We start from the raw sequence: 10,518 nt of genomic DNA, 5'->3' as shown, positions 1-10,518 counted from the left end.
TGTTCTTGAAAGAATGCGAATTTCGGTTTAACTTCGGCACACCGTCCCGGCAGCTAAAAACGTTGCGGGATTGGTGTGGAATTTAGGGCTAATCTACGTCAGCCCCAAATTTAAAATGGGATCCTGAATATCTTTATGCCACGTTGGATATTTATCAAAAACAAATTTTGGCGCATTTAGGTAAGTCTGATTTGATTATTTTGCCTGAGTCGGCATTGCCAACTTTGGAAAATGCCATTACGCCATTTTTTGACGCTTTAGATAAAGTCGCGAAAGAGAAAAACACGGAAGTGATGATTGGTACCGTATATCGTGATGAGCAAAGCGGTAAATTATTAAATTCCATTGTGACGGCAGGGAATCCTGATTTCCCTTATGAATTAACAACAAAAAACCGTTATAGCAAACATCATCTTGTGCCATTTGGTGAGTACGTGCCGTTAGAAAGTGTGTTACGTCCACTTAATTCCGTATTTAATTTGCCAATGTCTGCGTTCCAAAGTGGCGATGCGGTACAGCCATCTTTTATGGCAAAACAACATGCTTTTGCGCCGGCTATTTGTTATGAAATTATTTTTGGTGAGCAACTTCGTGAAAATCTGAAAAAAGAAACAGATTATTTGTTGACGATTTCTAATGATGCATGGTTTGGTGATAGCATTGGCCCTTGGCAGCATTTACAAATGGCTAGAATGCGCGCACTCGAATTAGGTAGACCATTAATTCGTGCAACCAATACAGGGATTTCAGTGTTTATTGATGCAAAAGGCAACATTGAAGCGCAAGCGCCTCAATTTGAGGAAACAACGCTGACGCACAAAATTGTGCCAACAGAAGGCAAAACACCTTATGCAGCATTGGGTAATTTACCTATTTATGTGTTGTCATTGATTTTTGTGTTATTACGTGGCTTCACGACGTTATTAAAACGCCGCTTGAACCTTTCACAAAATAGTAGCCAAAAATAACCAGACCCCAAAAATCTGGACTATCCACATAAGGACTGACGACGATATTGTATCGGACTCAGTCCTTTTAATTTTAGTTGAATCCGTCGATGATTATCGTAATCCAAATAATCCCTTACCGCATTAACTATCTCCTCTCGTGTATTAAATTCCCGACCATAAACGCATTCCGTTTTTAATAGTTCGAAAGCAGTAAATATTCGTACTGCGCTACATCCGGGAATTCCAACCGATATGCAGGCACAATTTACGTTGTTAAATATGGTTGCAGAAGGCAACAGTATCATTACCGAGACTATTTTTGAAAACCGTTTTATACATATTCCGGAATTGATTCGGATGGGCGGTAAAGCGGAAATCGAAGGGAATACCGCAGTTTGTCATGGCGTAGCTACCTTGTCCGGAGCCGAAGTGATGGCAACCGATTTACGAGCTTCAATTAGTTTCCGAATCAATATATAATAAAATCAATAACTTACACTTATATTTCGTAAAAACTTTGATTTTCGAGGGGCGTTTATTTATTCGAACCCTCCGGATGCAAGCCAATTCCCTGATGGCGTTCTTGTAATTTTGCAATCACATCCGCCCATATTAGTCCTTGATGGTGCAATAACACGGTTAAGTGATAAACCAAATCCGCTGCTTCACTGAGGGTTTCCGGTTTATCTTGCGAAACGGCAGCTAGCGCCGTTTCTACCGCTTCTTCTCCCAGTTTTTGGGCGATTTTCTTAATGCCTTTACTGTGCAGCGTTGCGGTGTAAGAACTAGCCGGATCGGCGTTTTTCTTTTCTGCTAAATGTTGCTCCAGTTGGGCGAACCATGTCCAATGGCTGGTGACTTGTTGGGTAAATCGATGAAAGCAGCTGTCTTCTCCGGTATGACAGGTTGCGCCGATAGGATTGGCTAAAATTAACAAGGTGTCATTGTCGCAGTCCAAGCTCATATCCACGATATTTAAAAAATTCCCCGAGGTTTCCCCCTTGGTCCAGAGGCGTTGCTTGGTACGGGAATAGAAGGTCACCTTGCCTTCATTGATGGTTTTGGCTAAGGCCTCAGAATTCATATATCCCAACATCAACACCTGACCGGTTTGTGCATGTTGGACAATGACAGGCAGTAAACCATCAACTTTTTGCCAGTTGATAAGGCTAGTATTAAGCATCATTTTCCTTACTCTCTGATTTCAATATTGTGTTGACGCAAATAGCGTTTGAGTTCCCCAATCTGAATAATCTGCTTGTGGAACACGCTTGCGGCTAATGCGCCGTCTACATTGGTTTCGATAAAGGCATCGCGAAAATGCACCATTTCGCCTGCACCGCCCGAGGCAATAAGCGGTACGCGGCATACTTGGCGCACCATTTTAAGCTGTGTGAGATCATAGCCTTGGAGTACGCCATCTTGGTTCATCATATTGAGCACGATTTCACCCGCACCACGGCTTTGTACTTCTTGCACCCAATCAAGTAACTGCCAATGGGTTTGGCGGGTACGGCTTTCATCACCAGTATATTGGTTGACCCAATATTTACCGGTTGATTGCTCAAACCAGCTATCGATGCCAACAACGATCGCCTGCACGCCAAAGCGTTCGGAAAGTTGGTTAATCAAATCGGGATTAGCTAACGCAGGAGAGTTGATCGAGATTTTATCCGCGCCAAAAGCAAATAATTGCTCGGCATCAGCGACAGTTTTAATCCCGCCGGCTACGCAGAAAGGAATATCAATGACTTGCGCCACGCGTTGCACCCAGCTTTTATCCACCGTGCGGCCATCCGATGAAGCGGTAATGTCGTAAAACACTAACTCATCAGCACCTTCGGCAGCATAGCGTTGTGCCAACGGCACAATATCGCCAATAATTTCGTGATTGCGGAATTGCACGCCCTTAACGACTTGCCCATCACGTACGTCCAAACAAGGGATTATCCGTTTTGCCAACATTCGATTGCCTCCGCTACATTAAATTTGCCTTCCAACAAGGCGCGTCCAACAATAACACCTGCTACGCCGGTATTTTTAAGCGCCTCAATATCTGCCAGGCTACCAATGCCGCCCGATGATTGAAATTGAATATCGGGATATTGCGCGCAGATTTCACGATATAAATCAACGTTTGAACCTGCCAAGGTGCCATCACGCGAAATGTCGGTGCATAACACATGGCGTAAGCCGACACTTTGATAGTCTTCGATTACCTCTTCCAACAACACTCCGCTAGCTTCTTGCCAGCCGCTGATTGCCACAATTTTTTGACCGCTTGCATTGATGTTGATGTCCAATGCCAACACGAATTTCTCTGCGCCATATTGAGTAAACCATTGTTTTACGGTGGCGCGTTCTTTAATCGCTGTTGAACCGATCACCACGCGGTTTGCGCCTGCCGCCAATAAATCGACAACATCTTGTTCGCGACGAATCCCGCCACCGACTTGCACAGGGCAGGGCGTTGCAGCAATGATTTGGCGAATTAACGCGGTTTGGCGGGCCTGTGGATTTTTCGCTCCGGTTAAATCTACTAGGTGTAATTGCTGTGCCCCTTGGCGAACGTAATCGGCAAATTGTGCGATAGGATCGTCGCAATAAGTAGTTTGTTTGGCGTAGTCGCCTTGATGTAACCGCACAACTTGACCATCAATTAAGTCAAGGGCGGGAATGATTTGTGATGTTTGCATAGGTTTTCCTGTGTAATGTAATCAGTTCTTCTCTTTAGCAAAGAGGGGTTAGGAGAGATTTAGCAGAAGTAATTTTCAACCTCGTGAGAAATTAGACATCCTAATCAAATCTCCCCCTGCCCCTCTTTTCTAAAGAGGGGGGTGCGTGCGTTATTTTAGCTCTGTGGTTTATTTCACTTTTTCCACAAAATTTTTCAACAACAACGCACCATTTTCGCCTGAACGTTCAGGATGGAATTGCACGCCGTAGAAGTTTTCGTAGGCGATAGCAGCAGAAAAATCCACACCATATTGGCTGGTCGCAATGGTATTTTCATTAGGCAATACCGCATAGCTATGCACAAAATAGAAATGGCTGTCCTGCGCAATGCCATCAAATAGCGGGCTATTTTCATCAAAATGTACGCGATTCCAGCCCATATGTGGCAACGGCAAGCCCGTATCCGGAATCAGTTCGGTTTGCCCACTCATTAAACCAAGGGTGGAAACATTGCCTTCGGTAGAGAATTCCGTCATTAGCTGCATGCCTAAGCAAATGCCTAACACAGGCTGTGTGAGATTTTGGATTATTTCAACCAAGCCTAAGCGTTGTAAATTCAGCATCGCTGCCTTGGCGGTTCCTACACCGGGTAAAATTAATTTATCGGCAGATTTAATTTTATTGAGATCATTGGTGATCTCTGCGCTATATCCTAATCGCTCAAAAGCAAATTTGACAGAGGAGAGGTTGGCGCATTGGGTGTCGATGATGGTGATGTTGGTCTTCATTTCTCTTTTTCCATATCTAAGAGTGATATCAGGATAATCGTGTTATAAAACACCCTTCGAACTCGGCAATTCATTCCCTTCAATTCGAATCGCTTGTCTTAAAGTTCTGCCGAAGACTTTAAATAGGCTTTCGATTTTATGGTGGTCGTTGTCGCCGGTGGCTTTGAGGTGAAGCGTGGCGAGTAGCGAGAATGCCAGAGATTGGAAAAAATGTTCGGTGAGTTCGGTGCTAAAATCGCCCACTTTGTCGCGTTTGAATTTGGCGTTGAATTTGATCCAAGGTCTGCCGGATAAATCCAAGGCACATTCGGCGCGGCATTCATCCATCGGGAGCACAAAGCCGAAGCGGGCGATGCCGCGTTTGTCGCCAAGCGCCTGTTTCAATGCTTGACCGAGGGCGAGGGCAGTATCTTCCACCGTATGGTGTTCGTCGATCCACAAATCGCCGTTGCATTGTACGTTCATGCGGAATCCGCCGTGAGTGGCGATTTGGTCAAGCATATGATCGAAAAAGCCAACGCCGGTTTTGATTTCGTTAACTCCGGTTTCATCCAACCATACTTGCACTTTAATATCGGTTTCTTTGGTTTTACGCACCACTTCGGCAAAACGTGGTGCGCGGTTGCCGATATTACTTACTGCTTCGCCCAATAATTTTTCGGCAATCAATTCCCATGGCATTTGTTGCGGATGGTATTGAATGGCGCGAATGCCTAAATTTTCAGCCAATTGCACATCGTTTGCTCGATCGCCAATAACAAAAGAATGCGCAGGATCGAATAATTTCTCCTCAATATATTTTTTAAGTAACTTGGTTTGTGGTTTGCGGCATTGGCAATGATCTTCCGGCTTATGTGGGCAAATCAACACATCATCAAACTCAATCCCCTGTGATTTGAATAACGCCATCATTGCATTATGCGGTTTATCAAAATCTGCTTGTGGGAAAGAGTCCGTTCCCAAACCATCTTGGTTTGATACCATCACAAAACGGTATTTTTCTTTCAGTTTCAGCATCGCTGGAATGACGTTCGGCTCGAATTTGAGTTTTTCAAGGCTATCAATTTGAAAATCGGTTTTCGGCTCATCAATCAAGGTACCATCGCGGTCAATGAAAAGAGTAGGTTGCATGGGCTGTTCTCCTGTGTATTAGTTGATTTGTTTGATGGCTTCAACCACTCGTTCACATTCTTCTTTTGTGCCAACGGTGATACGAATGCAGTCTTGTAAATTTAACGCTTTATTTTGGTCGCGCAGAATAATTCCCAAATCCCACAAGGCTTTAAATATTTTTTCGCCATCTTGGCATTTAAATAGCAAATAATTGGCTTCACTTGGAAAGACTTGTTCTACCTGCGGTAATGCAACTAGCTGGTCGGCAAGCCATTGACGATTGTCTAGGGTGGTTTGCACGCGTTTCTTAACCACGGTTAGATTTGTATCGGCAAGCGCCTGGGCGGCAATATCCGCACTTGGAACCGGAATCGGATAAGGTGCAATTACCTTGCTTAGAATTTGAATCAATTCCGCATTGGCCAAAACAAAACCGCAACGTAATCCAGCCAAGGCAAATGCCTTAGAAAGGGTGCGAATGATGGCTAAATTTGGGTAGTTTTGCAGCTCGTTGGCGAAGCTCGCTTCAGGACAAAATTCAATATAGGCTTCATCAACCACCACAATCGCTTTGCCGGCGGTCATTTGCAATAATTTGATTAAATCTGACCGCTTGAGCAGATTGCCGGTCGGATTGTTTGGGCTACAAACAAATACCGCTTTCACGCCGTCCAATTGCGCTTCAATGGCTTCCAAATTGAGCTGAAAATCGGCATCGAGTGGCACAGTTTTGCAGGTAACATTGGCGGTTTCAGCGCTGACTGCATACATGCCGTAGGTGGGTGGGCAGAATAAAATGGCATCCTGTGCGGGTTCACAAAAGGCGCGAATAATCAGCTCAATGCCTTCATCGCCGCCACGGGTGACTAAAACGTTCTCGGCGTTGACTCCGGCATAGGCCGCATAGCCTTCAACCACTGCCTGTGGTTGCGGTTCTGGATAGCGGTTTAAGTCTTTACCGGAAAGTTGAAAATTCGGCGAAAGTGGCGATTCGTTTGCATTGAGCCAAATCGTCCCGTTGCCACCCAGTTTGCGGGCGGATTGGTAAGGGGTTAGTGCTTGGACGTTGGGACGGGAAAGCTGTGTTGTGTTCATATGTTATCCTTTTTTACGTTTTATTTAACCATAATAAAATCAATTTGTTAGGTATTATTTTTGCAAAAACTCGGAAATCCGAGAGGGCGTTTGATTTAGCTTACTGCGCATTTAGTTTTGCCAAACGAATGCTGACAGCCTGTTTGTGGGCATCTAATTGCTCAGCCTCCGCCATTACTTCCACGGTTTTTGCTAGATTTTTAAACCCTTCAGGGCTGAGTTCTTGGACGGTCATCCGTTTGCTGAAATCCGCTAAACCAAGACTAGAGTAGGTTTTGGTATAGCCATAGGTCGGCAACACGTGGTTGGTACCGCTGGCGTAATCGCCCATGCTTTCCGGGCTGTATGCCCCTAAGAAAATTGAACCAGCATTGTCCAATTCCGGCAAGAGTGCGCGGGCGTTTTGGGTTTGTACGATTAAGTGTTCTGGTGCGTATTCGTTGCTGATTGCAACGGCTTGCGCCAAGCTTTCGGCAATAAAAATACGACTGTGGCCAAGGGCTTTGTTGGCGGTTTCAGCTCGTGGTAAACGCGCCAGTTGGCGGGCAATAGCCTGTTCTGTTTGTGCGGCTAATTGCCCATTGGTGGTGACTAATATCACTTGGCTGTCAGCACCATGTTCGGCTTGGGAAAGCAGATCGCTAGCGATAAATTCGGGATCTGCCGCTTCATCCGCGATGACCAACACTTCTGAAGGGCCTGCCGGCATATCAATGGCAGTACCGCTTTGCACCACTTGGCGTTTGGCCTCAGTAACAAAGGCATTACCCGGCCCGAAAATTTTATCAACCTTAGCCACCGTTTCGGTGCCTTGTGCCATGGCAAAAATGGCTTGTGCACCGCCCACCGCATAAATGGTTTCCACGCCACATAGTTGTGCGGTGTAAAGAATTTCATCGGCAATTGGTGGTGGGGAGCACAGCACAATTTTTTTACAGCCGGCAATTTTTGCTGGAATCGCTAACATCAAAACAGTCGAGAATAATGGTGCGGAACCGCCCGGAATGTATAGTCCTACGCGGGAAATCGGACGGGTAACCACTTGGCAGCGCACGCCAGCTTGGGTTTCGATGTCGATTTCTTGATTTTGTTGTGCCTTGTGGAAGGCTTCAATATTGGCTTTTGCCTGTTGAATTGCTTGCGCGAGCGCTGGGGAAATTCGAGCGCTAACTGCGACGATTTCCTCAGGAGAGACAACAAGGCTTGTCAGTTTTACTTTGTCGAATTTTTCGCACAATTCAAACAACGCGTTATCGCCGTTTTGCGCAACATTTTCACGAATCGCATCCACCGCCTGTTTAATGCTTTCACCAATTTTTTGTGCCGGACGGGCAAGGGCTTGGCGTTTTTCTTCTTGAGTTAAGTTATTCCAGATTAAAGTTTGCATTGCCTATTTCCTCTTATTTAATTTTCTTTTCCCGTAAATGGAAACAAGGTTGGGTTATTCCATCATCTTCTCTATTGGTAATACCAAAATCGAGCTGGCTCCGATGGCTTTTAATTGCTCCATAGTTTCCCAGAATAAATTTTCTTGGCTGACAACGTGCATCGCGACTTTTGTGCTATCACTGGCTAATGGCAAAATGGTTGGATTTTCAACCCCTGGGAGTAGCGCTGTAATTTGTGTCAGTTTATCCTTTGGTGCATGCAGCATAATGTATTTGGATTCAGAGGCTTGTTGCACACCTTGGATGCGGGTTAGCAAGCGGTCAACCAGTGCTTGTTTTTCTGCATCAAGCGGTTCGGCACGTTGAATTAAGCAGGCTTTAGAACGGTAAATCACTTCGACTTCTTTTAAACCGTTGGCTTCTAAGGTCGCACCAGAAGAGACTAAATCGCAAATTGCCGCGGCTAGTCCAGCACTTGGAGCCACTTCTACCGAGCCATTAAGCAGACAGTTTTTAAAAGGCACACCTTGTTGTTGCATATAGCGACGTAAAAGGTTTGGATAGGAGGTGGCGATGCGTTGATTAGCAAGGGTTTGCACGCCGTTGTAAGTTTGGTCACGGTCAATCGCGAGCGAAAGGCGACAGCCTCCGAAGTCTAATTGGCGTAGTTTTTTGTAAGCGATGGTTTCGCCAGCTGCCAATCGACCGAGCTCTTCTTCTTCCAAGACATTTTCGCCGATGATACCTAAGTCTACGACACCGTCAAAAATCAACCCTGGGATATCGTCATCACGCACACGCAGGATTTCAATCGGTAGGTTTTCCGAATAGGCGATAAGCCGTTGTTCGTTCCAATTGATTTTTACCCCGCATTGTTTGAGTAGAGCAGCGCAATCTTGGCTTAAACGGCCTTTTTTCTGTAAGGCGATTTTGAGTCGGTTTTGTGTTTGCATATAAATAGCCTCTGTAAAAATTATTGATGTGAAATAGAAAAAGCCCTCGGAGGTGCGAACCTTCGAGGGCTTTACGAGATTTTTTTCTCAGCGACTCTTATCTGTTTTTCAGGTAGCACCAAACGCTTGAATGTGAATTCAAGTGGTGGTGGTGATAGCGACGATTACCTAAAAAAATCATTTTTTGAGCCTTATCTAAAATAGAACTGGACTTGACTATACTGAAGGATAAGTGTCAGCGCAAGCCCAAAAAGAAAAAAAATTTAATTGATGTATTTTTTATTGATCAAGATCATGAATTGCTTTTATCTTGTTTTATTTCTTCAATAATCGAATGATGCGGTAGGAGATCGATTTTTTTGCCGTTATCAAAAACACTAACCTGTTGCCAAGTTTGCCGCAATTGTGCGGCACAGAACAAACCTGCGGCACCGGCGCCAATAATAATGGTAGGAATAAAGTTCATCATAGCACCGTTGTTGCCGTTCGCGAATTTTGAGAAACGTAACCGCTAAATGTGAGAAATTTAAAACGTTTCAAGTTTCTCATTTTTAGCGGTTAAAATCCATGAATTTTGAGAAACAAAAACGTCCTTTAATAATGATTTAAAGGGCGTTTAAATTTTAAGTCTTAAAACTTATAAACCGAGACCTTTGCAAAAATCCCCCTCCACCCAACAGCCGAAAACCTAGGTTTGGGTTTCGGCTGTTGGGTGAAAAGAGGGAGAGGGTATTTTGCAAAGGTCTCATAATTGCCTTTATATTTGCCCGCTCCCCAAATCAATGCCAAGGCTTCTTGCTTGGCTTTTGCCGAAAGCAAGGCTTGATAGCGGCTTTCCACACCACCAATTTTGTGATGCAGACGAATAGCAAAGCTTAATTCCGTGAGTTTTTCGCCCACTGCCTGCAAACGAGGCTTGCCTTTAAGTACTGCATGTTCGGCAAAATCCGCAGAATGGGTTTCGGAAAAATCGGTCAGATTGACAGGCTCAAAGGCGATATTGCCTAACATAAAATACATTAGTATGCTCTCCGTTGTCGTTGGTCTAATACACGATTGAGCAAGCGTTCAAACTCCACAAGGCTCATATTTAGCCCTTGTTGCACTTGCTCCATTACGCCTTGTGTTTGATTGCCGCCAACGTGGATGGTCGGTTTGAAATTCACCACAATGCCGTTGTGCTGGTTGGGTTCGTTATTTGTCACCGCGTTTCGGCTTAAAGGCTGATAATCGTGAAATATTGACGTTTCTGTCTCCCTCTTTTGTAAAGAGGGGTTAGGGGAGATTTGGGCATTTGGATTAAAATCAGGCGTGCGGTAATCCGCAGGCTGATTGATACCCAAAAGATTCCCCACAAAATTCGCCCCAAATTTAATATCATCCCACAGAGAACCGAAAAAGCCTTTTTTCTCGTTTAAAATGGGTTTAAAGGCGGTTTCAATGCCGTTTAAAACAGGCATCATTACATCCAATAAAACTAACTGGTGGCTTGCATTTAGTTTATCTAATGCTTCTTGGTCGAGAGCTTTAGGTGCTTTCTTATCTCCCCGTTCTA

At 44.7% G+C, this 10,518-nt stretch carries 9 protein-coding genes and 6 pseudogenes; 3 read left to right on the top strand and 12 right to left on the bottom strand.

What is annotated here, in order from left to right:
• Together Q0203_RS07310 and lnt are read left to right on the top strand one after the other, a co-directional pair.
• Positions 1-86 (top strand): annotated as a pseudogene (locus tag Q0203_RS07310) (IS1595 family transposase); the annotation flags it as partial.
• Between the two features lie 21 nt (positions 87-107).
• Positions 108-968: pseudogene (gene lnt / locus Q0203_RS07305) on the top strand (apolipoprotein N-acyltransferase); the annotation flags it as partial.
• Between the two features lie 20 nt (positions 969-988).
• Here the strand turns inward: lnt and Q0203_RS09665 are convergent.
• Positions 989-1,255, bottom strand: coding sequence for an integrase core domain-containing protein (locus Q0203_RS09665; RefSeq protein ID WP_366517300.1), 267 nt, complete (start codon positions 1,253-1,255; stop codon positions 989-991).
• On the opposite strand from Q0203_RS09665, the pseudogene Q0203_RS07300 reads away from it, so the two are divergent.
• Positions 1,155-1,412, top strand: a pseudogene (locus tag Q0203_RS07300) (UDP-N-acetylglucosamine 1-carboxyvinyltransferase); the annotation flags it as partial. The gene Q0203_RS09665 and the pseudogene Q0203_RS07300 sit on opposite strands and share 101 nt — an antisense overlap.
• 73 nt (positions 1,413-1,485) lie before the next feature.
• On the opposite strand, the gene hisIE reads toward Q0203_RS07300, so the two are convergent.
• The 11 genes and pseudogenes from hisIE to Q0203_RS07245 all read right to left on the bottom strand — a co-directional run.
• Entirely contained in the window at positions 1,486-2,133 is a 648-nt protein-coding gene (gene hisIE / locus Q0203_RS07295; protein ID WP_040564209.1) for a bifunctional phosphoribosyl-AMP cyclohydrolase/phosphoribosyl-ATP diphosphatase HisIE, read from the bottom strand.
• Between the two features lie 8 nt (positions 2,134-2,141).
• The gene (gene hisF, locus Q0203_RS07290; protein WP_297930937.1) at positions 2,142-2,915 is read right to left on the bottom strand and encodes an imidazole glycerol phosphate synthase subunit HisF; all 774 of its coding nucleotides are present in this window, start codon (positions 2,913-2,915) and stop codon (positions 2,142-2,144) included.
• A complete protein-coding gene (gene hisA, locus Q0203_RS07285) occupies positions 2,897-3,646 on the bottom strand; it encodes a 1-(5-phosphoribosyl)-5-[(5-phosphoribosylamino)methylideneamino]imidazole-4-carboxamide isomerase (RefSeq protein ID WP_003781802.1) in 750 nt (249 codons plus the stop codon). Before hisA ends, hisF begins: the two co-directional genes overlap by 19 nt.
• Positions 3,647-3,814: 168 nt before the next feature.
• Entirely contained in the window at positions 3,815-4,414 is a 600-nt protein-coding gene (gene hisH, locus Q0203_RS07280; RefSeq protein WP_003781801.1) for an imidazole glycerol phosphate synthase subunit HisH, read from the bottom strand.
• A 42-nt stretch (positions 4,415-4,456) separates the two neighbouring features.
• The gene (gene hisB / locus Q0203_RS07275; protein ID WP_297930930.1) at positions 4,457-5,545 is read right to left on the bottom strand and encodes a bifunctional histidinol-phosphatase/imidazoleglycerol-phosphate dehydratase HisB; all 1,089 of its coding nucleotides are present in this window, start codon (positions 5,543-5,545) and stop codon (positions 4,457-4,459) included.
• Between the two features lie 18 nt (positions 5,546-5,563).
• Positions 5,564-6,622 (bottom strand): histidinol-phosphate transaminase, encoded by a 1,059-nt coding sequence (gene hisC, locus Q0203_RS07270; RefSeq protein WP_297930927.1) that lies wholly within the window; start codon positions 6,620-6,622, stop codon positions 5,564-5,566.
• A gap of 100 nt (positions 6,623-6,722) precedes the next feature.
• A complete protein-coding gene (gene hisD / locus Q0203_RS07265; RefSeq protein ID WP_297930924.1) occupies positions 6,723-8,009 on the bottom strand; it encodes a histidinol dehydrogenase in 1,287 nt (428 codons plus the stop codon).
• A 54-nt stretch (positions 8,010-8,063) separates the two neighbouring features.
• Complete coding sequence (gene hisG / locus Q0203_RS07260) at positions 8,064-8,963, bottom strand: ATP phosphoribosyltransferase (protein ID WP_297930920.1); 900 nt, start codon at positions 8,961-8,963, stop codon at positions 8,064-8,066.
• 352 nt (positions 8,964-9,315) lie between these two features.
• Positions 9,316-9,432, bottom strand: a pseudogene (locus tag Q0203_RS07255) (NAD(P)/FAD-dependent oxidoreductase); the annotation flags it as partial.
• 278 nt (positions 9,433-9,710) lie between these two features.
• Positions 9,711-9,983 (bottom strand): annotated as a pseudogene (locus tag Q0203_RS07250) (phage tail protein); the annotation flags it as partial.
• Positions 9,983-10,518 (bottom strand): annotated as a pseudogene (locus tag Q0203_RS07245) (hypothetical protein); the annotation flags it as partial. The pseudogenes Q0203_RS07250 and Q0203_RS07245, both read right to left, overlap by 1 nt.

The sequence above is a fragment of the uncultured Aggregatibacter sp. genome (assembly GCF_938046485.1).
Lineage (GTDB): Bacteria > Pseudomonadota > Gammaproteobacteria > Enterobacterales > Pasteurellaceae > Aggregatibacter.
The sequence above is the reverse complement of the archived record's forward strand: the minus strand, read 5'-3'. Positions and strand labels throughout refer to the sequence as shown.

Bases quoted from the DNA above. Each gene is read 5' to 3' on its own strand.
- Q0203_RS09665 (WP_366517300.1), bottom strand. From the start codon at position 1,255: ATGATACTGTTGCCTTCTGCAACCATATTTAACAACGTAAATTGTGCC.
- hisG (WP_297930920.1), bottom strand. From the start codon at position 8,963: ATGCAAACACAAAACCGACTCAAAATCGCCTTACAGAAAAAAGGCCGT.
- hisC (WP_297930927.1), bottom strand. From the start codon at position 6,622: ATGAACACAACACAGCTTTCCCGTCCCAACGTCCAAGCACTAACCCCT.
- hisD (WP_297930924.1), bottom strand. From the start codon at position 8,009: ATGCAAACTTTAATCTGGAATAACTTAACTCAAGAAGAAAAACGCCAA.
- hisH (WP_003781801.1), bottom strand. From the start codon at position 4,414: ATGAAGACCAACATCACCATCATCGACACCCAATGCGCCAACCTCTCC.
- hisF (WP_297930937.1), bottom strand. From the start codon at position 2,915: ATGTTGGCAAAACGGATAATCCCTTGTTTGGACGTACGTGATGGGCAA.
- hisB (WP_297930930.1), bottom strand. From the start codon at position 5,545: ATGCAACCTACTCTTTTCATTGACCGCGATGGTACCTTGATTGATGAG.
- hisIE (WP_040564209.1), bottom strand. From the start codon at position 2,133: ATGCTTAATACTAGCCTTATCAACTGGCAAAAAGTTGATGGTTTACTG.
- hisA (WP_003781802.1), bottom strand. From the start codon at position 3,646: ATGCAAACATCACAAATCATTCCCGCCCTTGACTTAATTGATGGTCAA.